At 58.9% G+C, this 24,119-nt stretch carries 20 protein-coding genes and 2 pseudogenes; 10 read left to right on the forward strand and 12 right to left on the reverse strand.

What is annotated here, in order from left to right; translation table 11 throughout:
* Position 1: 1 nt before the first annotated feature.
* The 4 genes and pseudogenes from AB6804_RS16440 to AB6804_RS16455 all read right to left on the reverse strand — a co-directional run.
* Positions 2-1,021: an AAA family ATPase gene (locus AB6804_RS16440; protein WP_370887427.1), complete on the reverse strand. Its 1,020-nt coding sequence runs from the start codon at positions 1,019-1,021 to the stop codon at positions 2-4.
* Between the two features lie 10 nt (positions 1,022-1,031).
* Complete coding sequence (locus AB6804_RS16445; RefSeq protein ID WP_370887324.1) at positions 1,032-3,752, reverse strand: Mu transposase C-terminal domain-containing protein; 2,721 nt, start codon at positions 3,750-3,752, stop codon at positions 1,032-1,034.
* Positions 3,753-4,573: 821 nt separating this feature from the next.
* Positions 4,574-4,840 (reverse strand): annotated as a pseudogene (locus AB6804_RS16450) (energy transducer TonB); the annotation flags it as partial.
* 792 nt (positions 4,841-5,632) lie between these two features.
* Positions 5,633-5,773 (reverse strand): annotated as a pseudogene (locus tag AB6804_RS16455) (DnaJ domain-containing protein); the annotation flags it as partial.
* Positions 5,774-7,222: 1,449 nt separating this feature from the next.
* Here AB6804_RS16455 and AB6804_RS16460 point away from each other — a divergent pair.
* The 3 genes from AB6804_RS16460 (at position 7,223) to AB6804_RS16470 (ending at position 9,439) form a co-directional block, all read left to right on the forward strand.
* The gene (locus AB6804_RS16460) at positions 7,223-8,086 is read left to right on the forward strand and encodes a hypothetical protein (RefSeq protein WP_370887325.1); all 864 of its coding nucleotides are present in this window, start codon (positions 7,223-7,225) and stop codon (positions 8,084-8,086) included.
* A complete protein-coding gene (locus AB6804_RS16465) occupies positions 8,083-8,718 on the forward strand; it encodes an RES domain-containing protein (RefSeq protein WP_370887326.1) in 636 nt (211 codons plus the stop codon). The genes AB6804_RS16460 and AB6804_RS16465 overlap by 4 nt, the downstream gene beginning before the upstream one ends.
* A 364-nt stretch (positions 8,719-9,082) precedes the next feature.
* Positions 9,083-9,439 (forward strand): hypothetical protein, encoded by a 357-nt coding sequence (locus AB6804_RS16470; RefSeq protein ID WP_370887327.1) that lies wholly within the window; start codon positions 9,083-9,085, stop codon positions 9,437-9,439.
* Positions 9,440-9,714: 275 nt separating this feature from the next.
* Here the strand turns inward: AB6804_RS16470 and AB6804_RS16475 are convergent, their stop codons facing one another.
* From AB6804_RS16475 to AB6804_RS16485, 3 genes are read right to left on the reverse strand one after another with little or no spacing between them, the layout of a single operon-like run.
* A complete protein-coding gene (locus AB6804_RS16475) occupies positions 9,715-10,251 on the reverse strand; it encodes a zinc ribbon domain-containing protein (protein WP_370887328.1) in 537 nt (178 codons plus the stop codon).
* A gap of 18 nt (positions 10,252-10,269) precedes the next feature.
* Positions 10,270-10,539, reverse strand: coding sequence for a hypothetical protein (locus AB6804_RS16480; RefSeq protein ID WP_370887329.1), 270 nt, complete (start codon positions 10,537-10,539; stop codon positions 10,270-10,272).
* A 2-nt stretch (positions 10,540-10,541) separates the two neighbouring features.
* A complete protein-coding gene (locus AB6804_RS16485; protein ID WP_370887330.1) occupies positions 10,542-10,928 on the reverse strand; it encodes a hypothetical protein in 387 nt (128 codons plus the stop codon).
* Between the two features lie 283 nt (positions 10,929-11,211).
* On the opposite strand from AB6804_RS16485, the gene AB6804_RS16490 reads away from it, so the two are divergent.
* Together AB6804_RS16490 and AB6804_RS16495 are read left to right on the forward strand one after the other, a co-directional pair.
* Complete coding sequence (locus tag AB6804_RS16490; protein ID WP_370887331.1) at positions 11,212-11,454, forward strand: hypothetical protein; 243 nt, start codon at positions 11,212-11,214, stop codon at positions 11,452-11,454.
* A 1,404-nt stretch (positions 11,455-12,858) separates the two neighbouring features.
* On the forward strand, positions 12,859-13,524 hold the full coding sequence (locus AB6804_RS16495; RefSeq protein WP_370887332.1) for a hypothetical protein: 666 nt from the start codon (positions 12,859-12,861) through the stop codon (positions 13,522-13,524).
* A gap of 109 nt (positions 13,525-13,633) precedes the next feature.
* On the opposite strand, the gene AB6804_RS16500 is transcribed toward AB6804_RS16495, so the two are convergent.
* The 3 genes from AB6804_RS16500 to AB6804_RS16510 are packed head-to-tail and all read right to left on the reverse strand — an operon-like array spanning position 13,634 to position 18,730.
* Positions 13,634-14,950 carry a TniQ family protein gene (locus AB6804_RS16500; protein WP_370887333.1) on the reverse strand — a complete coding sequence of 439 codons (1,317 nt, stop codon included), beginning with the start codon at positions 14,948-14,950 and terminating at the stop codon, positions 13,634-13,636.
* Positions 14,951-14,987: 37 nt separating this feature from the next.
* Positions 14,988-15,983 (reverse strand): AAA family ATPase, encoded by a 996-nt coding sequence (locus tag AB6804_RS16505; protein WP_370887334.1) that lies wholly within the window; start codon positions 15,981-15,983, stop codon positions 14,988-14,990.
* 11 nt (positions 15,984-15,994) lie between these two features.
* Positions 15,995-18,730, reverse strand: coding sequence for a Mu transposase C-terminal domain-containing protein (locus tag AB6804_RS16510; protein WP_370887335.1), 2,736 nt, complete (start codon positions 18,728-18,730; stop codon positions 15,995-15,997).
* Positions 18,731-18,852: 122 nt separating this feature from the next.
* On the opposite strand from AB6804_RS16510, the gene AB6804_RS16515 reads away from it, so the two are divergent.
* Positions 18,853-19,104, forward strand: coding sequence for a DUF6471 domain-containing protein (locus tag AB6804_RS16515; protein WP_370887336.1), 252 nt, complete (start codon positions 18,853-18,855; stop codon positions 19,102-19,104).
* Between the two features lie 309 nt (positions 19,105-19,413).
* On the opposite strand, the gene AB6804_RS16520 is transcribed toward AB6804_RS16515, so the two are convergent.
* Positions 19,414-19,911 (reverse strand): hypothetical protein, encoded by a 498-nt coding sequence (locus tag AB6804_RS16520; RefSeq protein ID WP_370887337.1) that lies wholly within the window; start codon positions 19,909-19,911, stop codon positions 19,414-19,416.
* A 119-nt stretch (positions 19,912-20,030) separates the two neighbouring features.
* On the opposite strand from AB6804_RS16520, the gene AB6804_RS16525 reads away from it, so the two are divergent.
* From AB6804_RS16525 to AB6804_RS16540, 4 genes are all read left to right on the forward strand, one after another.
* Positions 20,031-20,600 (forward strand): DUF6471 domain-containing protein, encoded by a 570-nt coding sequence (locus AB6804_RS16525; RefSeq protein ID WP_370887338.1) that lies wholly within the window; start codon positions 20,031-20,033, stop codon positions 20,598-20,600.
* 533 nt (positions 20,601-21,133) lie between these two features.
* Positions 21,134-21,361, forward strand: a complete 228-nt coding sequence (locus AB6804_RS16530) for a BPSL0761 family protein (RefSeq protein WP_370887428.1) — start codon at positions 21,134-21,136, stop codon at positions 21,359-21,361.
* Positions 21,362-21,662: 301 nt separating this feature from the next.
* Positions 21,663-22,325, forward strand: a complete 663-nt coding sequence (locus AB6804_RS16535) for a hypothetical protein (protein WP_370887339.1) — start codon at positions 21,663-21,665, stop codon at positions 22,323-22,325.
* 13 nt (positions 22,326-22,338) lie between these two features.
* Complete coding sequence (locus AB6804_RS16540) at positions 22,339-22,734, forward strand: hypothetical protein (protein ID WP_370887340.1); 396 nt, start codon at positions 22,339-22,341, stop codon at positions 22,732-22,734.
* A 306-nt stretch (positions 22,735-23,040) separates the two neighbouring features.
* Here AB6804_RS16540 and AB6804_RS16545 read toward each other — a convergent pair whose 3' ends face one another.
* Positions 23,041-23,991, reverse strand: a complete 951-nt coding sequence (locus AB6804_RS16545; protein ID WP_370887341.1) for a hypothetical protein — start codon at positions 23,989-23,991, stop codon at positions 23,041-23,043.
* Between the last annotated feature and the right edge of the window lie 128 nt (positions 23,992-24,119).

The following is a 24,119-nucleotide window of genomic DNA, read 5'->3' on the forward strand; positions in this document are numbered from 1 at the left end:
CTTATCCTGGCGCACGTTTGATTTTGGGCATCACCCGCGTAAAGCTCGGCCCAATGGCGCTCTCTCCGTCGATGATTTCCTCGAGAATCCGCTTGCGCTGTGCCTCCGTAAGGAGCGCGCGTTCTAGTGAATCGACCGACCATGAACCAGCGGCTTCGGCTAGCTTCGCGGCGCGGATAAGCACGCTGCTCAACGTGCCGACGCATCCGAGCGTGTTCTCCAGCAGAGGCTTTGTGTATTGCGTGAGCTGTCCTCCCCAAAGGTTGAGCAGCGTTCTTTCAAACGCGAGAACGCACGCTCCGAACGCCTTCACGTCTTCTGGTCGGTCGTCGCGGTAACGCTCGAAGTGAAGTACGTGAGTGCGTCGCGCAAGTTGCGCGGAAAGAGAAACGAGCAGATACAGGTCGTACGATCCGACCAGGACCATCTGCGTACCGCATTGGTTTGCCAACGACTTGAGCGTATCAAGCTGAATCTCAAGCCGATGGTTGCCGCGGGTCTGGCGAATGATGTGCGCCGCCTCATCGATGACGAGAAACTGAACCTGGCGCTCGCGTAGCCCTCGCTCGACGGCAGTCCGAAGGGCAGCTAGGCTGTTGCCAGTAGCATTGCGCGGCCGTATTGCTCTTCCGGTTTCGTTGTCGACTCCATACAGCATCTTGGGTGCTTCAAGGTCGTCACCGAGCTGGCTCAGAATCCGGCGGTAAAAGAGCCTCCACGAGAAATTGTTCTCGCCCGACGACGGCGCTTCAACGTAGACGGCGGGGATGACGCCACCGTTTGCTTCCATTTGGGAACGACCTTTCTCGAGTGCGGCCTCAACCATGTGCCGCGATAGCGTCGTTTTTCCAGCGCCTGTCGGGCCACATACGAGCAAGATGCTGTCTTGGCTGCCGGTGTAGATGAGCGTATCGAGTTCGCTCATCACCTCCGTGACGCGAGTGTGCTTGATGCGCTTTGCCGTGAGCACCCTTGCCGGGTCGATTGCCGGTGGCTGCAATTTTTCGTTGGGTTGTGACATGTGGTGGCGTTTAAAAATCTTCGAAATCAATAAGGTCGTCGTCGGCATCAATGGTCTCTTCGGACGGCGACAACGGCGGGCTAACGGGTTGTTCTTGCTGAGTTGGCGCTGCCGTTCCCTTCGGCGCATCGGCTATCTGCGGCGCCTCCGGCTTGAGACCAACTCTGCGCGGCGCGACGACAGGTTCGACGCTTGCAAAGTGCAGGTCGCTGTACAGGAGCCGGTTCTCTGCCTGGCGCTCAAACTCTGTCGCAAGCGCTCCCTCCGGCGTGAAAACCTGAATAAAGTCGCGAAGCCGCTGTTTATCGCGCTCGGTATCCGAAACGGATCCGTGCCGACGGGCGTATTCCTCGGTCAACGTTCGCTTCTCGACGTCCGTTAGCAGAGCTAGACCTTGCAGGGTGCGGCAATGCGCACGGACCCAAGTTTCCTTGACGCGAACATAGACTGAAGACGCATCCCAAGGATCGTAGCGGACCTGCACGCTCTCGCCATCGAGCTGTGCTGAATCGAACGCATCGCTCCAGTAGAGCCTCTGGTCCACTTTGACACCACGTTGACGGTGGACCTGGCGCGTGCCCGTGCGGTCGACTGGCGGACACGTCGCAATCAGGAAGTCGCGATTAAATTGGATATGCGTCTGCGAACGTTTGCCGTTCTCTCGCATGCCGCGTACGAAGGCCTCGCGCGGTGACTCTTGGAGTGCCGGATGAAGGTTTTGGTCGTAGAACTCGCAAGCCCAATGCTCAATGCCTGCGTAGAGCGCGCCGAGCGTCCACTCTGCGAGCTTTTGAGGCAGGTGGGAGCCGGTGACCATGCGGACGTTCTTGGTCGCCTTCGTATTGCCAGCAAGGTTGTGGATGTATTCCGTGTTCAAGCGACCGAACATGCGCTCCAGCACGGCTCCATGCCTTGGCTGCCCGGCCGGTCGAAAGCGCAGGTTGGTACCCATCGCACGAAGAAACGACTCGAATGCGGCCGACAGGAAATCGCTGCCATTGTCGACGACGATGAATTCGGGAAGGCGATTGAACCTTCGCACCATGTCCCGGACCGTCATCATGACCGACGTGTACGACGGCGAATCGAACGTTAGGTAGAACGCCACGATGCGTCGCGACCAGGCGTCGACAGCAAGCGACAGCCACGGTCGGCCCAACGGCTTTCCAGTCCGGCTCGAAATCACCTCAATATCGAGTAGCGTGTGGTCAATATGGACGTACTGGAACGGTCGGCTTCCATGCGCCGGTGAGTCGTGGTGCAGGACGTCTATGAACGTGCTTTGCTGATATGCGATTCGCTTTCCGAGTCGCGTGCGGACGTCATCATTGGTCTCCAGCGTCTTAATCCGGTCAATAAGCGTCGGATAGGAGGGCGCCTTTTCGCCCGCCTCATCAAACGCGATGAGAATCATGCGATAGCAAGTTCTGTAGTTGATGGCCTTGCTGTTGCGCCACTCCGTGTCGATGACTTCGTCCATCAATTCGACCTGACGCGCACTCAAGCGTGGCCTGCGATTGCCCTTCGCGCCGGTTTGGGGCACCAATGCAAGAACGTCGTTGTCTCCATTGGCGAGCGCGATTTCTTGGCGCGCTTTCCAGCGGCGAAGCGTGCGGCCGGATACGGATGCTTGGCCCGGCTCTGCCTCAAGCAGGGCCTGCCTGCGAAGCGCAGCCTCGAAGTCTTCCTTCGAGAAGCGACTCAAGTCTTGGCTGGATTGCTTGTCCTGTTGAGGGCAAGTCACTTGGCCTTTTTCGTGCGCGCTCTCGAGCCATGACCGCGTCAACGAGATTGTCGACCCGTCCTGTCTGTTGCAGACGACGGAGTCGCCGGCAACCATCACGATGGTGAGCTCGTTGCCTTCGTAGATGAACTTCGCGCCGTCTGCGATGTTGAGGGCGAAGCGGTCAACACCTGGCAGGTTACCCGTGCGGCTGTCGGCAAGCATGAAATCGCGCAACGCTTCATCGCGGTACAGGTGAAAAGAGCGCTTATCGGCGAGCGACTGGCCATCAAGGTCGGTGGCCACGCGGTTTCCCGCGATCGCCTGGTTCAGAAAGTCCGCGTCGAACTCATGCGGAGCCGCGAGCAGTTCCATGAAGCTGAGGGAGCCATGCTCTTGCAGCGCCGTGTGAAGGCGCGCGAGGACGTCGTCCGGACATGGTTCTGCCAGATGAAGATAGTCGGCCAGGTAGAGCAGGTTATCCACGCGCCGGCGCGGAATCGATGCATCGCTGAAAACGCGATAGCGGATACCGAGGTCGGCGAGCTGTTTCTCGATTTGCGGCGCATACCATTGGCCGTCGCTGTCTTTCGAGAAGCGATACGGGTACTTCTCCGCGAGCCGGGCGAGTTTTGCTTCAGACTTCCATTCCTCCAGCGTAAAGCCGTCTTCGCTAATGGTGAGGAAATCCGGGACGTGGAGCACGTTGCGAATCTGGCCGGTCGATTCATCTTCCAAGCGGAGCTTCAATTCGCAGGGGCGCGTGTAGTACTCGTGCACGTCGTTGGCGTGCTCTTTCGTAACGGCGACGGCAAACTCAATGTGGCGAGTTTCAGTGCGAATTTCGCGGCCCATCTTCTGGCTGGCCAGGACGGTGACCACGGCTCCGGCTTGGGGCATTGCCGGACTGACGGGCGCTTGAATGCGGGCGTCGAGAATGAGTTGGCGACCTGCGCAAGGCGTGCCGAGTTTGTCGAAGAGGGCGGTGAGTTGGGTTAGGTCGAGCATTACGTCGTTGCGAAATGAAGGTGCATATAGAGGTGTAAGAACACCTGCGGCGCATGATCACCACTTCGGTCGCATATGACCGAAAATCGCCGAAGTAACTCTTCGATAAAATGATCGGGGTGGACGAGGGAAGGCGCGGAAGCGGAACGACCGAGAAGTCGCTAGGGTATGCGGCGGGGGGGAGTTGCCGGATTAATGCGCGGTAAGATCGATCCGAAGCTGGCGCTGTTGAAAGCGCGGAGTCGGATACTCAGCCGGCAGCGGCCGAGGAGAGGAGATGGCCGGATGGCTCGACGGCGAGCATCGCGAGACTGCAGCCGGCAATTTGGGAATGGTGCAGCGAGATGACTCTTGGGGCCCTTGCCGCCGCTCAGGGAGTCGTACAACGCGGCCGTGCCAAGCGCTTTCGTCGCTCGGATTCTGGTTACCCAAGCGTTTGCTCGCAGTCTTCACCGGGTGTATGCGACTGACTACGCGCCTCCGCCCCGCACACAACTCGTTTGCATCGCTCCGCCCGTCGAACAATAGCCGCGCCAATTTTCAATCATTGCCGAGTCGAACGAGATTTGCTCCTCGTTGGTTTCCGGCCAATAGCTTGCAATGAATCTGCATTGCTGGCTGAGGAACATGATCACGGGCCGGTATTCGCTCGGTCTGTGCGGCGTCTGCTGGAGCAAGATCGCGTCCGGACATGAAGCTTTAATGGAAGCCAGGTTCCGCGCGGCAGAATCATATGCGCCATCTGCGTCAGGGTGCTGCGCCTTGATCGCGTGGACCCACGCAATAGCCTTGTCCCGACCGGACTGAAGCGCTGGGCTGTCGCCGTTCGGGCTTAACGTTATCGTGAACGACGCAGGGGCTTCTCCGGAAACATCCACCGGCATCGGGTCTGACCTCTGGACTGCACGAAGCGCAGCGTCATCCCATTGGGAGTTCCCGCTCGAGCGCGAAACACTCGCGGACAACAGGGTGCCCGTCCGGCCGAGGCGAACGGCAATCACTGTTTCTAATCCGGAGGTATCGCCCGCCCATATGATGTTCGGTCGAACCCGGCGCTTCACTCGTTCCGCATAGAAGCTCGAAGGAGCCGCCTGGGGTGAGCTAGAGATCGGTTGCGCCGAGACCATGACTCCGCTCTGGCCGGATGTTGTCACATCCGCATTGACAATCGGTTCCGCAGGAGCGGGCGCAGAATCTACCGGCTGGTTCAATATTGCAACGAGGCGATCGCGCTGTTCGTTGTACCAGGTCACGAGACACGACTTGTTGAAGCAATTGGCGTTTCGCCAGTTCCATGCCCTGCGAGCGGTGTCGGCAAACGCCCGCTTGTCGGGTGCGACGCCCTTAGCTTGTGCAAAAACGGTTGCCAAGTCTAAATCCAGAGACGCAAGCTCGGCGTCGTTGCAAATCAGTTTCTCGGACGTGGAACGCGCTTTCGTACAGTCAAAGCTGGTGATGACTTTTGGCTCGTTGCGCACAGGCGCACCATAAGCGGCCGCGGGTGCATTGGATGACAAGTCACTGACCGCGCTGTTTGCAGATTGCGACGGCGCTGCTGTTTCGCTGTTGCTCGAATTGTGCGACGCGCCCACTACCATGCGGATGAAGATGGCAACCACGATGCCGACGATCCAGAACCATCCGGAGCGCTTCTTCCCACCGGTAGCCGAAGCCGAACTCGGAGGGACTTCCGAAGCGGTAGGCTGGGGGTTCGGTGAAGCCTTGTGTTCTTGCTTCTCCCTTTCTGGCGGCTCAGCGGTGCGTTGCTGTTCTCCGCCGGATGCCGGACGGACCGGTTCCTCTTCGTCAAGAAGAGCTGCATCGTATCGTTGCCGCTTTTCAGCATCGCCCAAGACCTCATACGCCTCATTCAGGATCTTCATGATGCGAGTGGCGTCCGGACTGCTGTTCTTATCCGGATGGTAACGTTGGCTCAACGCCTTGTAGGCCGCTCGTATGACTTCGGGCGGCGCGTTGCGGGATACCTTTAGGTTGTCGTAGTGCGTGTGCGGTCGAGACATGCGCGGGAATCGTTTTGAATTTGTCTCTGGATTACGGCACGGCCCACGAAATATTTAGCACGGTAGAAGGGGCGTCTTCACGCTCAGCCACGTTTTCTCGAGATCATTCGGAATCAAAAGATCGGGAGGGCAGCCGCGGACGCAAGCCTGGCGACGCGGTGGCACCGCCGCCGAACGTGAGATGGGTCAGGCTGACTGGCGACGAGCGCTATGGCGCCGCAGCCGGCCCTCGCGGTGAGCCGCAGCAACAGGACAATCACGGGCCGGCTCAGAAGATTTGCGCAATTGCCTTGCATTGCAGGAAAAAGCCCGCTCAAAATCAATGGGCTTTTCACGATTTCGATTCCTCGCAGCGCTGATCACGACGCGTCGGGTCCCGTGCCTTTTCAGCACCAACTTTGACACATTGGTTGAGACCGCAGCGAACGCAGTTCGTCGTTCGTGTTTTTCAGGCTGACTGATTGGTAGTCGCCATGAATCTTCGCGAGGAGCGGTCGGCTTTCTCCCAGTGCCAGCATCGCACGGTCTGCGTTGTCAATGCCTGCGACCGACAGGTTAGCGCGTTCCGCCGGTGCCACAAGTTGGTCGGTCATCGTACCGAATTTGTCGAATGGCCGATGTCGCGACGTCGGAGGATTGCTTCTTTTTTGATAAGCGTTTCGAATCGCCCTCGCCCTCATCACGGTAAATCGGTCGTATGCGACTGAAATGGTGCAAAATGACGCTTCGGTCGCGGATTCCTGCAGGACGAAAGGCTAGCAGCATCGGAGCGCTTCGCTAGCTAGACGCCGCGCTCGTACAAAAGTACGGCGGGCGCCAAGCTCAGCAATGCAAGCGCGGCCGGCCGGCGTAGACGAGCTGCGAGTTGGCGCATCGGAATCTCGAACTTTGAGGGGGAGTGCCATGACTACGCCGGAACAGCGTACCGCATCTGTGTTGGCGACCAGGGATTTCCTGAAACGCTCGTTGACGGGAAGACCTACGAGGTACCGGGCGCCGTCCGAGCTCTCGCGAGGGGGCTTCTCCTGGGCTATCCGACGCCCACCGACATCTTGTTGTCATCGCTGGAGGCTCCCCAGATTTGGGCATTACCGGATGGATCGGCAGAGATATAGTGACCATCGGCGAGGGTCTCTCGCCAGCAGGACCAACCGGCGCCGCCCTGAGAGCAGGCTGGGCGATTGGACGCCTGGCGCTGGGCAGCGGCCGGTCCGTCGGATGGAACGGCGAAGTCTAAAGGCTCCGTCGATGAAGCGACACACGCTGGCCTCGGCAAGCCGCCGTTTCGGAGCGCCGGCCGGTGGCGGATCCGCTTCTACAAACAGTTGACTTTCAGATAAAACGAGCGAACTACTCGGCAAACATCTCAGTGCCGAAATAAGCCAAGTTAGCCAACATAGGCTATACTTCCTCAGTAGCTGCTTCCAGCTCACTCTAGGGAGGTGCCTCATGCCATTGTTCTTTGCTCCGCCGGAGACAAACGCGTCACGGCGCGAACGCACGGACCACCTTGCCTCAATTGAGCAGGGCATCGCACAGATGCTCTCCCGGTTCAAGCCTGGGCGCAGTGGCTCTTTCTCCGTACAAGACCAATTGCACGTCGTGCTTGCCAGCGCCGCCGTATCAGGGCTGCCTGCAGTTTCCAGTTCGATGATCGAGCGTGTAGCGGCGCAACTTCGCAGCCACAACGTAATCGACGAAGCACTCGAGAAGGTAAACAGCGCCCACGTGAAAGCGCTGCGTGGAGCGGGACTGAATGAATCGGTTCTCGAACTGCTGCAGTCCTGGGTCGAGACGATGGTCGAAACGCGTTTGGTGCAACGGCAGATTGAGTTTGAGCGCGTCATCGAGTGCGTGCGCGAGCAAATTCCGCAGGCGCGGGTAGAAGCGCTGCAGGACGATCCAGCTCGGCTGCTTTCGGCAGTTGCGATGGGGCAAGCGCTCGGAGGAATCGGAGATGAGTCCGTGCGTCAGCGGGAAAAAGCTGGAGAGCTCTTTTCTGTCCTCCGACCCGGGCGTAAGCGCGGTCGCGAGTATCCGGCCTTCCAGGCTTGGACGGGCATTTCGGGTGAGCCGCTCAAGCAGGTGCTCGATGCGCTTGAGCGACCGGAGGGCGCAGCTGCGTACGCGTTCTTCACTTCGCCGAGCGATCTTCTGGGAGGGCTCTCTCCCGTCGAAGCGATGCTCGGAACGATGACTTCTCAAAGGAGTCTCGCGGACGATGCTGCAGGATTTTTATCGGCTCCGTCCGCAGAACGGTTGGAGGCGGTACTTCAGGCAGCCAAGGCATACGCGGCGGTGCTCGCATCATGAGTTCAGCGGCGCCGCCTGTGATTCGTGGCAGTGAACTCGAACTAGAATTGCTCGACCCCAACAGCGAAACACTCGTGCGTCTGTTTTCGCATCCGGGCGGAGACTGGGATCCGCCCGATGCAAAGTACCGCAATCTTCGTGTCGATCCGCCGGCTGGTCACAAGGATGACTATGCGGTGCTCTATATGGGTAACACGCTGCCGACGGTGGCGATCGAATGCCATATTCTGTCTGCGGATGCGATGGACCGCTACACATGGCTGACCGAGCGGGCCAAAAGGTATCGCGTGGTCAGGTACACCCTCGACGGTCCCGCCGTGTTCATGCCAATCGACGGTGCTCGCAACCGCTCTGCCTTGGGGCTGGCGGGCGGCCAGAGGAAATTCGCCGGATACGAGCCCTATCAGGAGGTGGCGCACGCGCTGTTCAGGCGTTATGGGAACGTCATTCACGGCCTGAGCTGGGAGTCTTTCCACCGGAATCAGCCGGGTCGGGTCTACGCACTTTGGCACCACCATAAGCCGACAGTCGGGTTGAGAATCACTTCGGCGAACCCTTATCCCTTGCTTATTGAGGATAACGAATGGAATTCGTTTCTCGCAGCTAATCCCGATATTGACGAAATCCGGTAGTGGCGCGTGGATTCCCGAAGATGAGCATGTATGCGCGTGATGCTCAGCCCTGAGAACCCGTAGCCCGTCCTTACGACGGGCTACGTCTTTCGTCGTCCAGCTCTTGCGTCAGCAAATTGCATTGGGCCGTCGACTGGCTTGGTGACCTTGCACGGAGACTGTCGGCTTACACGCCGTCGCGGGGATGTCGGTCCGCATCGATAACAGGATTTCCGCGATCGCAGGCCGTGACGCCAGCAGAAACACTGCAGCCAAGGATGCCGGTGGCCGGCCGGCAATGATGCGGCCGAGCGTTCGGTTCGCGGCAGATCTGCCTATACGGGATTTTCGGCTTGTGCCGTAACCTCGTTCAAAGGAGATCGCCGTGCAGGTGCTCATTTCCCCGCAATTCTGTACCGACCAAGCCGGGCGCCGCCATCACGACGCGATAGGAGCGGTTTCCAAGACGAGCTCCCTCGCAGGCGAAGAGCCGAAGGGCACCGACGATGCTAGCGTGAGCCGCTTCGAGCAACGCCTGGCAACCTTCATACTCGATGGCAAGCGTCGCGGCGGGATGGAGTTTGGGTCGGCGGAGGTCGTGCAGCTGCTGCGGAACGTCGCCTTCCACGACGGCGAATCCTTCGCATGCGAGATGCTCGACCTCGCGAGCCAAGCGTGCGACTCCGACATCGCCGACTATGAGCTGTACCGAGAGGTGGCGTCTACGCCGCTGAGCGCTTGAGCGACCTCTCGCCAGCAGTTGTCTGGCCGGCTGCTCGCAGTCGGCCTTCCGCCGATTTCTGCAGGCCGGCCTTGCCTTCTTGGTGTTCGACGGGCTCGTCTGCGGCACCGAACTCAGCTTCCATCTCTTCCGACGACGCTGCGGCCGGCGGGTAGCGGTGCGCATTGGCGGCCAAATCGGCAGCGATGAGCGCTTGAGTGCGTTGGTCTGAGAGGGCTGTCGCGCGCTTGAGCAAAGCCTTCAGAGGGTATTCGGATTAACGTGTGAAAACCGCTTCACACGTAAGCTTCGATTGACCTCACCGAGGCTGTCCAGGACCGGAAGTACGGATTGGACAATCTCGGGTCGGCAGACCTACCCCGAGGTCTGTTGTATCGCGCGACGTGCTGGCGTACCAGCGCGCCGAGGAGTGCATCGCGAGACGCCCGGCTCGTACCTGTATCACCCAAAGAACGTCTCTGAATCAGGTTACGCGCCGAGTTGACATCCGCGTGCCGACGGTGTCCGCACCACAGGCATTTGAAGTTCGCCTGTTCGGTGCGGTTGTTTTTATCCACGTATCCGCAGGCCGAATCGGCCTGTGAGGAATACGCGGCGATGACTTTGTTGCATGTGATGCCGAAGCGCTCTTCGAGGTCCTTGAGCTTGGCCTCGAAGAAGCCACGGCCCATGTTCGAAAGCAGCCTGTTGAGCCGGCGGCTCAGGCCCGGCGCTCGGAAGTCCAGCCGCTCAACGACAAGTTCCGCCGGCGCGCGCGTCGCGACCAGCCGGTTCAGGCAACGGCCGACCTCGCTCTCGAGCCAGCCGCGCATCGCAGCGACGTACTTGCGCTATCGCGCGTGCCGGTTGGGCTTGAGGCCGCGCTTCTGGAGATACTGCGCAAGGTTCATGATGCGCCGGTCGTAGTATTCGAGCTTCGAGCGCCACTGCCGGCCAATCAGGTCGCCCTGATCGGTCGCGAACAGCGTATTGAGTCCCAGGTCCAGGGCGAGCGCTTCGCACCGCGGCTGGTAGGCGGCGCGTGACGCCGCGAGGGCAGCGGTGACATCGGTCAAGATGCCCACGCCGAAAGTGCCATCGCTGCGTTGGTTGACCTGCACGGTCAGCGCCCGGACGCCGGCGCGCGTCGTGAAGTACGGATAGGTCTGCAGCGGCAGGTTGACGGCTTGCCTTTGTCGAGCGTGGACAGTCGCGCCCACATCCGGAAATGCGACGCCGTTTGTGACGGACTCACAGTCACCATCCGCTGGTCGACGACCATGTTCAGACGGTGCAGCGCAGGTCGGCGGTGACGCTTCATCACAGCGCGGAACATAACCTGTGCAAGCTGTCGCACCTCATAGGAGATAACAACGCCATCACGCATGGTCAGCGGCACAGACAGCGTCTGCCACGCGCGCCGGCGATTGATGAAGTGCAACTGATGCTTGAGCGAGGACGACGACGGCAGCACATCACAACGGTACAGTTTGCGGGTTTTGGTGGGCACGCAGAGTATAGCTCTGCAATGTCACCGTGCCACCGTTCTTTCAAACCTACCCTACAGCTTTCCACACGATAATCCGAATGTCCAAAGTTTATAGGTTGGTCGCCATGTCGAAATCCCGCGTTCTATGCACGTCACTCTAGCGCCTTTCGGAGGGCAGAGCCATCGGCCAGGAGGACGGCTCCACGATCCGGCCGCGCTGCCAAAGCCGGTCGACGCCGCACAGCTTCATCGCGGCTGGCGCCCGCAACCGCTTGCTCCGCCGCATGGCACTAACAAGGCGAGAATGGCCACGATCGCGATCAAATCCGATGCGCACCCGCGGGCACTCGGCATCGCCTCTATCAAGCGACGCGCCCATCCTCGCGACGGCTACCGCGAAACGCGCTCGGTTGCAGAGGGCGCCATCGGTTCGGCCCCGCTCAGGTGCTTCAGGCGGCGGCGCCTCATGCATCGCTCGCTGGATGAGAAGGCGCTGCTCCACAAGTTCATTGACCCGGAAACGGTATTGTTACAAATAAACTCATGATGGCAATTTTTAAAATGAATCACTAAATAGCGGCGATTTTCAGCCTAGGTGAATTGGATGGCGCGTTTCAGGACGAATACTGCATTGTTTTAATGGATTGCGAATGTTATACATCCCACAGTCACGCGTCGGCCGAGCACAAGCCGCCCGACGTCGGTGTCGGCTCTTCCGACTGAAGAGATGCGGCGGTGGCCTCCATGCGTGGACGGGTTGTGACCGGTGGCGCGCTGGAGAAAATTCCGCACCACGGGGATGGGGCCTGAGAAAGCGGACACGCTGGCGAAGCTAGAGGCGTGGGACCCGAAACAGTCTGGCGGAGTCGTCGAGCTAAGTGACGATGGAAGGGGCACCTGCGCTAACGACAGGGGCCCCGGTATTGCCTTTCTACTCTCAAAAAAGATATGCTCACAAAGGAGTTTCTTTAGTGAGCGTATGTTTCCATTTCTCAAAAACGAGATCCTCACTGAAGGATGTGCTCGATCATTAAAACCACATGCTCACGTAAGCATATGCTTTTGTGATTTCGTTTTTCAGCGATTGAGCGCCGCTGCGCGGCTGGCAGCCAGGGCGGTGCGGTGGCGGGCGCGAGGATCATGTGTCGGCCGTTGGCGGCGCGAATGTTCTCGAAGCGAAGGTCGTTTCATCGCGATCCTGCTCAGCGCTGTCTCGATGTTCTCTCGTGAGTAAGGGATTCATGTTTTCCCAGCGCGGTATGTTGGCCGCTGCGCGGCCGGCAGCCAGGGGAGGAGGCGACTGGGCTCTGCGCCTGTGTGTTTCTGTTTGCACTGACTCTATGCGCGCGCTCGAACGTTGAGCGCCGTATGCGAGGCCGATGCCGTCACGAGCGGGTTGCCATTGTCGGTGTGATCGATCTTGCGTTACTCGTTGACGGGAGCAAGAGCACAAGTTCCGCGAACACTTGCGAGCGTTATGCGCCTCGTGTTTTCGCCTGGTTGCCATGCGCGCCGCGCGCGTGCCGCTCTTCGCCGGTCCTATTGGCAAACTGGGGTTGTCTCTCGGTCTTCGCGCAAAGCGCAATGCCTCTCGATACCACTTGTTTTGGCTGAAGAGCGCGCGCCGCATTTCCGCAACAGCGACATTGGCAAAACACATATAGGACCCAACACTGGGCGAAATATAAATTCCGTTTTTTTTAAAGCTGCCGGGAAAATAGCACGAAGCGTTGAAACGTAAGACGAATCGCGTTATAATAGTGGCCAGCTTTATTTTGCATTCTTGCTCGCCGACCAAGCGAGAGGAGTGTGGACCTTTCCGAGGACGAGTTGAACTCGATGCACTGAAACACCTTTGATCTTGGCGCTGGCGCGATATGACTTGTCGCGTCCGCTCGAGTCTGGAGCAAATGCTCCGGGGTGTTGTCGTCCGTGCTTAGACGGATGTGCATTGGATCCGCTGCAATCGCTGCGGCAAAACTCTCATTGGAATAAACCAAAAATGGAAGCGACTTTCTGTCTCAACATCGCAGGCTGTCCCGTCGGAATTGGCGGCATCATAGACTTGCGGTCACTCCCTGTACGCCCGAAGCAAACGGTCGGGATGCCCGCCGACACTCCGGTACTGACGTGTCCGGTCGCGCCCGCAGACGCTCGTTGGCTGTCAAAAAGTAATGGCCGGGCCTGTTTCGGCTTCGGGTATATTCCGCGCAAAGACGGCCTCCTGATGACCATCCGCGCGCAGATTGGCGGGCTGCAAATCTACTGGGTCGCCGAAATGGCCGACCCAGAAGTATGGGCTGCAATCGACCGTTGGAAGAAGCTGAAGCGCGTTCCTGTTTTGCTGGAGACTCATGAAGGTGAGCGAATCGACCACGCGTTTGGTGTGTTCGACTTTCCTGCGGGAACGTTGCACAACGAGGCGCATCGGCATCAGCCTGACCCGGAGCCGACGGTCCAAAGGTTTCAGCGTATCGTATCCTTCGTGGGAAGCGGAGCTTTGCAGATGCGGGCAGGGACGGACATCGCAGGTGTTCCGTTGCAGCAGGTACTGACCAACGTCCTTATCACGGAACGCTTCGCGCCGTTTGTAGAAGCGTCGCCGGTCCCGGTGTAAGGACTCGCCGAAAATGAATGGGAGGTGCGCGTCTTCAGAGCCGCGCGCCTTCTTGGTTGCAGTCGCTCTCCCCGAATATGGCAGTTCGCAGAATATGCGACAGAGATTTTCATGGCAATGTTGCGGACTTCGACTCCTCGATTTTCGCGCTAGCCTCTTGGATCATTGCGAAAAGTCCACGAACACCGCCAAGAACCTCGCGAGAAACCAGTTGCTGAACCTCGCGGAGGTTCGGTGCTTTCCCACTGGAGAGAATATCCGCGACTGCCGCTTCGATCGCGCGGGCGGCTTCAAGCCGATGTTGTTCGCTACGGTGGCGTTGCTGCTCTAACCACTTCGCCCCGATGATGTGCGCCTTCGCATTATCGAGACGATAAAGCCGTCGTCGATGCACGTTCAGTCGCCGCGACGCGTCGCTGACGCTGACCGCGTCGTCTGATTGATGTAGCTCGTCCATCTGCTCCTCGACGTGGCTGCTGTCGCTTCGACGCGGCGATGCGCGCTTTTTGTAGTCGGGGAACAGCTCCGCCAACGAAGGAGTTTCACGCAAGCACGGAATCTCGCCATCAACACATCCAGTAAGCAGCGCCAGGAGCGACACGCCCGTCTGCGATGCGATACGCAGGTGAGCCGCAAGTGTGGGAACGCCTTGCTTGAACCAGTAATGCACGGTTGACTTGTTCGAGCCGATGCGCCGCGCGAACCTTGCGCTCATCCCGTCGTCGAGTTGGTCGATAAGCTTCCGAACTCGCTCCATCATGGCGCCGCGATCCGGTGCCGAGATTATCGAAGCCTGCGCGGCCAGAAGCTGCCCGACCTGCGCAGCTTTCCACGTCTCGGCAGCAGACGCTGATGCATGCGCCTCTTGGACTCTGCCGAGAGGTGCTCCGCAGTAGCAGCACCATCCAGGAACAACGCATGCAGCGTTGTTCCTCGCCCCGGTACGGCCGCAGTCTGAGCAGGCATCCGGGAGTCGGGTGCCATGCTTTGCGCAAACATCGATGTCGCCGACATCCCACGCGAGTCGGAAATAGGGCATTCCTCCTTGAACCAAGTCCTCTTCGAAGCACGCGGCGCACCATCGAGTCGTCGCCGGCGCCTTGCTGCTTTTTGCGATCACGTTGCGCCAAGGACGGAGCGTCAACAAGTCGAGACGCTCGACGCTCGTCATCGCCGACAACGCGCACGCATATCGTTCCGCGACATCGCCCATGCCGCCGAGGTTCACATCCTTCCAGAAGTTTTTTGGCGGAGCCGACCAACCGCACGTCTTCGAAATTCTGTGCAACAAGTCTGTTGAAGATACGCAATGTGCCACTGCGAGGCGGCAGAAGTAGCTCGTGAGGCTCTCCACATCCGCCGTTCCGACGCCGATGGGCGGGAATGCATAAAGCGCCGAGCGAGGAGGGCAATTGTCGTCTTCCATCGGGTCGTCCGTGGCAAACTGGCCGTCTCAGATGCGCTCATGCAGCGATCAGGTTGGGGCCGATTCCCGATTCACCATCAAGAATCTCCTCGAGAATGCGATTGTGCTGAGCCTGGGACAGAAGCGCGCGCTCGAGAGAGGCCGTCGTCCACGCATTCGTGATGGTCGCGAGCCTGGCTGCACGGACGAGCACGCCGCTCAAAGTACCTATGCATCCCAGGGTGTTCTCATGAAGCGCTTTCGAATATTTCGTGAGCTTTCCGCCCCACAGTTCGGGAAGCGTTTTTTCGAATCCGGATACGCAACGCTCGAAGGCCTGGACGTCCTCAGGCCGATCCTGCCTGTAGCGTTCGAAATGCACCACGTGCGTACGACGTGCGAGTTGCCCCGAGAGGGAAACCAAGTGGTGCAAGTCATAGGAGCCGATGAGCACCATTTGCGTTCCACACAGGTTCGCAAGCGACTTCAGTGTATCGAGTTGAATCTCCAGCCTGTTACGGCCGCGAGTCTGCCGAATGATGTGTGCGGCTTCGTCGATAACGAGGAACCGGACCTGACGTGCACGAAGGCCACGCTCGACAGCGGTACGCAGAGCCGCGAGCGTTGTTGCCCGATTGGCTGCGCGAGGACGGCTCATCCGCCCGGTTTCCGGATCTACCCCGCAAGCAAGCTTGGGTGACTCGGCATCGTCGTCGAGCTGCGAAAGGATTCGCTGATAGAGGAGTCGCCAGGAGAAGTCGTTCTCGCCGGACGAGGGTGCCTCTGTGAAGATCGCGGGAATGATTCCACGGTTTGTCTCGAGTTGACCCTGCGCCTGTTTGAGAGCATTGTTGACGATGTACTTGGCGAGCGTCGTCTTGCCGGCGCCGCTTGGGCCACACACGAGCAGAATGCTGTCCTGGCTGCCCTCATAGATCAGTGTGTCAAGTTCAGTCATCACCTCGTTCACGCGCGTGTGTCTGATTCGCTTCGCAGCCAGGGCTTCAATCTGCGAATTGACGAGCGACTTCTCGTTACGATGTTCGGCGGTCATGTCAAATCTCCTCAAAGATCGGCGAAGTCGTCGAGGTCTGCGCGCAAAGCACGATCGACATCGAGCTCCTGAGCCAGCGGGGTGCCATCAGAGGAGTCGCATTCAAATGCCAGCCTGCGCGCAGCGGGCGGTTCGCCTACGAGCACGCTGCGATGAGGCGCTACGATGGGCTCGATGTTTGCCATCTGCAGCGCGGTGTACAGGTCTTTGTTCTCCGACTGGCGCTCAAACTCGAGTGCGAGTGCGCCTTCTGGCTTGAACACCCGAAGGAACTCTCGCAGGCGCTGTGCATGTTGCTCGTCGTCAGCAGGCGCTGTGAGACGGCTGTTGTATTCGGCAGTCAGAGCACGTTTCTCGACTTCAGTCAGTTGTCCAAGCCCGCAGAGGCTTCTACTGATGGCTCGAACCCATCCGTCTTTTAGCAGGACGTAGACAGATGACTTGTCCCACGGATCGTCGCGCGTTGCCAGCGATTCGCCAGCGACGTTTGGCAATCTGAACGAGGAATTCCAATAGAATCGATTGTCGACTTTCACGCCGCGCTGAGGGTTCACTGTGCGGACGCCGGAGCGGTCGACGGGCGGACAGGTAGCGATAAGGAAATCCCGATTAAACATGATGTGCCGTTGAGGGCGGTGTCCGCTCTCTCGTAGGCCACGGCGAAACGCATCTCGCGGTGATTCGCCCAGTGCGGGATGTGTCTCCTGGTCGTAATAGTCAAAGGCCCAGTGCTGCAACCCAAGATATAGACAGCGCAAAGTCCACTCGGCCAGGTTCTTTGGCAGATGTGAGCCTGTAACCATCCGCACGTTCTTTGTCGCTTTCGTGTTGCCCGCAAGGTTATGAATATACTCAGTGTTGAGCCGACCGAACATGCGCTCGAGCACTGCACCATGTCTTGGTTCTCCTTTCGGCCGGAAGCGCAGATGCGTGCCCATCACGCGAAGGAAGGTTTGGAACGCCAGTGTCATGAAGTCGCGACCGTTGTCGACAATGAAAAATTCCGGAAGGCGATTAAACCGGCGCACAATGTCCCGAATGACCATCATGACCGAGCGATATGAGGGCGGATCGAATGTGAGATAGAAGGCAATTATTCTCCGCGACCAGGCGTCAACCGCCAACGTTAGCCAGGGACGCCCCAACGGCTTGCCGGTACGACTCGAAATTAGCTCGATGTCGACCTCGGTATGGTCGATGTGAATGTATTGGAAGGGGCGACTGCCATGCACGGGGCTGTCGTAGTACAGGACATCGATAAACAGGGATTCCTGGTACGCGATGCGTTTTCCATGGCGGGTTCGCACGTCGCGATTCGTCTTTCGCGCTTTGATCCGTGCAATTAGGGTCGGGTATGACGGAGCCTTCTCGCCCGTACCGTCGAAGGCGATGACCATGTTTTGGTAGCACACCGTGTAGTTGATGGCGTTGCTAGTGCGCCACTCAGTGTCGATGACCTCGTCCATGCGACGGAACTGTGTTTCCGTTAGCCTCGGAGTCCGATTGCCTTTCGCAGCGTTGTTGGGTACCAGCGCGAGAGCGGCGTTATCACCGTTAGCCAGAGCGACGAGTCTCCGAGCCAGCCAACGTCGCAGCGTGCGCGAGGACACGTGTCCCTCGGCAATCATCGAGTTAAGAATGGTCTGTCTTCGAAGGGCCGTCTCCAGTTCCGCCTGCGAGTATCGGCTGACGTCTGTGCCTGAGGTCGTCGCTTCTCTTTGGATGGCGGTGATTTGGTTCTTCTCGTGTGCGCTTTCAATCCATTCACGCGTGAGCTCGACGTTCGTGCCATCTTGCCTACTGCATAGGATCGACTCCTCTCCGACGAGGGCCATCGTCAGTTCTTGGCCATCAAACAGGAACCGGGAACCCGGCGCGATTTCGAGCGAAAAGGACTCCGCTCTAGGCAGCTGTCCGAAGTCTCTATTCGCGATGAGCAGATCACGTAGCGCTGCGTCACGGTAGAGGTAGAACGCCTTCTTGTCTGCGAGTGGCTCCTCATCAAGAGCAGTGGCGACGAGATTTTCGGCGATCGCCTGGTTCAGGAAGTCGGCGGAGAACCTGTATGGAGCTTCGAGCAACTCGAAGAACGATAGTGCGCCTTCATCAGCTAGAGCGGCGTTGAGCCGGTCGACGCTGTCCGGCGAAAGCGGTTCCACACCCGGCAGGAAATAGTCGGCTAAGTCAAGGAGATTCTCCATGCGTCGACGTGGAATGCACTCTTCGCTAAAGACTCGGTACCGCACGCCCAACTCGGCAAGTTGCTTTTCAATCTGCGGGGAACACCATTGTCCGTCGCTCGCACGAACGTAGCGGTAAGGGTATTTCTCCGCAAGACGTAGTAGCTTCGCCTCTGATTTCCATTCTTCTAGGGTGAAGCCGTCGCTGCGAATGGTGAGATAATCCGGGACGTGCTGGATCCTTTTGATTTCGCCTGTGATCTCGTCTACAAGATTGAGTTTCAGTTCACAAGGCTGCGCGTAGTATTCCAGGACGTCTTTCGCGTGCTCCTTGGTCACGGCCACCGCGAACTCGATGTGTCGGCTTTCAGTCCGGATGTCGCGCGCCATTTTCTGGCTCGCGAGAACGGTGATGACGTTCCCACCTCGTGAGCTCACGTCGCGAACCGGCGCATGGAGCCTCGCGTTGGCAACGAGCTTCTGGCCGCCAGGCGGAGTGCCGAGGTTTTCAAATAGTTCGGCAAGTTGCGATGTGCTCAGCATGGCGTGTTGCGAGAGCGCGACCAAGATGAGATCGTGTTGGGAGGCGCGTTGTCAGGGTTACCCACGCGACCCGCATATGATGAAATGCTACATGGCGCAAGTGCAGACACCGAGCATGAAGGACCAAACAAACCACGAAGCAAGCCATGAGCAAACAACTGAGCACGGAGCCCGAAACGGACAATGTCTACGAGGAGTGGGAGGAGGCGGCGAGGGAACTCATCGTGTCGAAGATGAACGAGCTTAAGCTCAGCTACAAGGAGTTGGCCCAGCGGCTCGAGCGACTCGGAGTCGTTGAGTCGGCGGGTCAGCTTAATCGCAAGATCAATCGCAAACGGTTTTCCGCTGCCTTCATGCTCGCATGCCTCGACGCGATGGAGGAGGAGAGCTCCGGCTAGCAACACGGATCGTTCCGTTGTGTCGGTCGATGCCAGTGCAGTGTTCGTACTGATCTTCGCTCTCTCGGTCGACATTGCCACCTCCGCTATCACGGCCCCGCCCTCTTCGCGAAGCTCTCTCTACGACGTTCGCAATTGGTTGCTACAAAAAACCGTCTCGTTGAGACAAGGACTCATTGACTCAGCTATCTCTGATTAAGTGATTGCTTACTGCGCGGCCGACGAACATTGAATCCCCATGTCGCGCAATCAACATTTTCCAGGTCGCTTTACAGCGTCGGCGAACGCACAACGCTACTTCACTGAGATCTAGTCGTCGCAAGACGAATCAATGAAGCGACCCAGGATCGCTGCAAAGTCGGATGGGCACCGAGAGTCCGATTCACGTACCCAGATCGAACGGTGCAGCAGTTCCGTAGGGATCGCGCTTCTTGATGCATCGACGATGGTCAGCTGAGTCGGCTGTCGTCGCTCGATGTCCGCACGTAGCAGTTCGACTCTTGCACGGTATGCCGTGGGCCGATTGTGCAGCCGGTTTCCGGCGATTGTTGCGCCAATCGTTTTCTGTGCTATACCATCCGGCAATAGGCGAACGAGTTGCCGAAAGCCGTAGTCCGCTACCAGCCAACTGTTGAGCACGACGTTGAGCTTGGTTGCGCGCTCGATGATTGCAGACACCGGTTCGAGTAACGGCAGCGGCTCTGGAAGAGCGATTATGTGCGCGTGGCACGGAACTGTATGAATGCGTGTGTTGGGCCGAAACAAAATTCCTTCGATGCCCAAGTAGAGGATGGAGACTGAGTCCATGGCGGCCATCTCATATGGCGTGCCGCGTGTTTTCTGCGGGCGATGAGCCCGCGTTGTTGGATTGCGGCGGGGGGCGTGGTCCTCTCAAGGGGCTTTTTTCTTTGTGGCTGAGAGGGCGCATGGGCTACCACATCAGAGGGGAATTAAAGCACAGGTCAGAAAAAACGCAAGACGAAGACACGCACAGTGTCGATTCAGCATGGGCTCATCTTGCCTCTCGAGCGCTTCGGGCCGCGCTGATTTACCAAGGAGTGAGCTACGAAGAGCTGGCACGCAGGCTCGTCGCCCGGGGCACTCAAGAATCAGAACGTTCGATCGAAGGGAAGATACACCGCGGCACGTTCAAGTTCGCGTTTCTCCTCCAGGCCCTTATCGCAGCCGGCTCTGCGCTGCCCGGCACTTGGTTGAGTACGCAACAGTTGCAAGGGTCGTGGGAGGATAGCGCCGCAGCGGCCTTCAAGGCTGACCTTGCGACTCAGCCTTGGTTGGATACGGACATGCTGAGCAGCCGGCTTGAAGAACTGGGCGTGCATGTTCAAGCGGATTCGCTCAGCACGCAGATCGAGGATGGCACGTTCAGCGCCGCGTTGTACTTCCAGTGCGCCACCGTTTGCCGCTTTGACGCGTTGTGGCTTTACCTTGACGTTTCCATCGTCAACAACGTGGCGGTGCAGAGAAAGTTGCTTTAGCAACGATTGCCCTGCAAAGGCTCTTTCTTGAACTTCCCGGACAACGGCATATACTTCCGTCATCGCGCCGTTTACCCCATGCGCAGTTGGCCGAGGTCATAAGTCAAATTTCAGCAGCCTCGCCGCTAGAATCGCCGTCCGGTAAACCGGGCCGCTCGAAGTGACGAGCTGACCGGATACCCGATGTCGGCCCTCTTACAGAGGGTAGTCATGCCAATCTGGTCCCTTCCGCCCGTCTCGAGTGAGCGTTGCATCCGCTTGCTCGAATGGCGCATCTTCGAAATCCTTCCGCAAGACACCCGTCATTTCGTTGGCTTGGACGCGAGCGATCGAACCGGGCGAGTCAGTTCGGCCATCGAGACTTTCGATACGGTGGCCTGGCAAGGCACAACACAGTCCGGACGCATCTACACGCTCGTAGGCGAAAGCGGGTATGCGGCGGATGCGCATTACGTTTGGGACCGATGGTGTCGCGTGAACGGCGTTACGGAGTGCATCGATGTGACTGACAAGGTGAACTCGTGGGCACGCACATGACCACGGCTGAGGAGCGAACGCGATCTGTCGTCGGCGCTCGCGACCTGCTCGAGACTCTCGCGGATGGTCGCGGGCCTTATTGCGCAGACCTCGTGCGAACACTGGCCATGACGTTGCTGCGACACTACCCGACCTCCATAGATATTGACGTTTCGGCGGCCGCGCTACCGAACCTGTGGGCAGAGCCGGAGAAGGTCGCAAGCCGTCGGGAGCAGCGTCGATGATGCGGGCAGCGGGGGGGTGCGTGTGCTGCGACGAGGCGCGCGGGATGGTTGGCGTGGGGGCCGTCGTTGTGCTCGATTGCGAACGTAGAGGCGGGTTGGCGTGACGCGCCTCTGTGCAGGGCGTAGCTTTCCGCCGCTGCCGCTGCCGCTGCCGCTGCCGCTGCCTGGCTGCGCTTTTCCTGATGCGTCGCGTTTCGTATCGAGACATGTCGCGGTGATACCTCGAAGCACCAGGCGCAGCGCACACGTCGGCGCTTCTCTTCGCCAACGGGGTTTCGCATCGATTTCGTAAGGAGCGGCGATGCCACGTTCAGCACGAGAGAATAGCGACCGTCCAACGCTCGGCGACGCCCGGATGGAATACCTATTCCGCCGTGCCGCCGTGGCGGCAGTCCTGTGCGATCCGATAGCGGCCGAAGCGCTTCTGGACCTTCCCGACGCAGAGGTCGGACGGCGCTTCAAGATTTGTCTCGCGCGAGTAATGGGCGTGGCCACAGTCTTGAACGTGGACCTTCGTTCGCTCCGTGAACAAGACGAGAAACAACGCTGCAAACGCAAACGCGGCGCGATCCGCCGAATGTCGTCGCGGAACGCCCTTGTCGCTGAAGGCAAATTGCTGCGAGCAAAAACTTTCTGCGAAGCCTCGGACATCACGGAGCAGAGATTATGCAAACGCGTCGCCAAAGGGCGTATTTTCAGTGTTGAGATTGGGGGTGAACAGTTTTACCCGGCGTTCTTCGTCGCGAACGGGCTTGACCGGAACGATCTATCGAGGGTGGCGCGACGGCTTGGCGGTTTAGCCGGATGGAGCAAGTGGAGCTTCTTCACACGGCCTCAGGAGTCGCTTGGCGGCCTGACACCGCTTCAGGCACTTTTGCGCGGCGACGTGAAGCGAGTCTTGCGCGCGGCGAAAATGGTCGAAAAACACTCTCGGAAGCTCGAGAACGGCAAGGTACCGCGTTAGGGACGCAGGAATCGTGAAGATAATTGAGCAGCTCTCGAACTTCGCTTTGGACAATCCGGTACTACTGCTTGCGCCGGCGATCAGCTTTGCGCTCAGCTTGGTGGCGGTGCGTGTAAAGACTCGGTACGTGAATGAGGGCGTTCTGTTTTTCTGGAAACCCGGCGCACGGCGCGAGGGTGAAAAGCCGAACGCAGTTGAGGAGGGAGAGCTGTCCGTTGGAAGCCACATCGACCTGACCATCGCTCTCAAGAAGATTCATGAGCTCGCAGTGGCAGAGGGTGATCTCGGACACGAATACTGGTACCCGGTCGGGAAGCTTCTAGAAAGGGCGAACAGCATGCAAGCAGAGATAGATTCGCTCAGCAAGGAACTGGAGCGCTGTCGCGCGGTGCTCATGAAAGCGGAGTGAAAAGAGCGCGGAAGAGCGAAGTGTTCGCTTCTTGGCGAGCGGCGTTTCCCGTCTTGTCGCGCGGACGTGTGCTTCGTCTGCTTGGCTGCGTGTGCAGGGCCAACTCTGGAGCAGACCGTCAAAGCGTCGATCGTGACCGATTGACAAAACAATCGCGACGGTGGCGCCGCTTTGGCTCGACGTTATCCACGGAAATTGTGGGCAAGGCTGTGGAAAACGGAAGCGCTGCGCGATCGTTGGTCCCCGCCAGCCCAATCGAACAGCGCCCAGACCACTTGCCGCAGCGTATTTCCCAAGACGTAAGCATCAGCGCTTTTCTCGCGGCGCACATCGTTTGAGGATTTTTTGCCATCCATTACGGGCAATCGTGGCGTCACGGAGAATGTCGAGATATTCTCCGTGGTCCACACGATCATCGGCCCGCAACGAGGCTTTGGCGTGCTGCTCTAGCGCCGCTTGCTGTTGCCGGACGCTTGCGCCTAGAGAGATAATCCGGCTGTAGGCCTCGCATGCATAGGCAAACGTCTCGCGCTTAGTGTAGTCAACGTTAAGGAGATACTCCTTGCGACGGCTCTCGTCTAGGCCGACGGTGGCTCGCTTGCAGTTATGGAACACGTGTGCGGCCTCGTGGACGACGAAGTCTGCGAATGGGTCTGTCTCCTCGAAGTACGCCATCGAGACGTAGCAGGTGGTTTCTTCGCTCAGTCCAACGATGTCTGTCGCCGCTTGCGACAGAACAGGCGCGCCGACACTTGCCAGATAGATGTTGGCCAACTCCCACGCAGTCGACAACCACGTTTGCTGAGTGAGTACTGCCGGGATGTTGTCCGGGGTGAGAAACACGACGCTGCGAGCAAGTGTGTCCAAGATGATGGAACGCTCGTCGGCGGGGAACAGCCCGCATACCATCGGCGCGAGCTTGTCGTGTGCCCACGCATGCAAGTCGCCCGGCAAGCTCACCCGGTTGCGGAAACCGTGCGCTCGCCGGAGAGTCTCTTCCGCCAGCGCAGTCTTCAGACGTTGGGTGGCCCGTTGCGCAACGTCGACAAAGTTGTTCCCCGGCCAGCCCGCGAAGTTGCTGTCGTAGGCACCGCTCGCGAGGTAGCGGTGCACCTCGGAGTCGAGCCACTGCTGCGTACCCACTATGGGCTGCTCGTCGTCGCGCCCTTCAAGATCCGATGACGCTTTCATATCATGAAGCCGGTCGATGTTTGCTGGAATGAGGCCGAAGATACCGCGGAACTCGACATACTTCAATTTGACGCCCGCGCTATGGGTCAAGCGGTGTCAGCGAAGTAGAAGTTCGAGACTGTTACAGTAACCGAGGCGGCCCTGTCTTCTTGCATCGGATCGTCCGTTGCACGATGGGGCAAAGACATCACCGA

Source organism: Caballeronia sp. RCC_10, assembly GCF_041360715.1.
Lineage (GTDB): Bacteria > Pseudomonadota > Gammaproteobacteria > Burkholderiales > Burkholderiaceae > Caballeronia > Caballeronia grimmiae.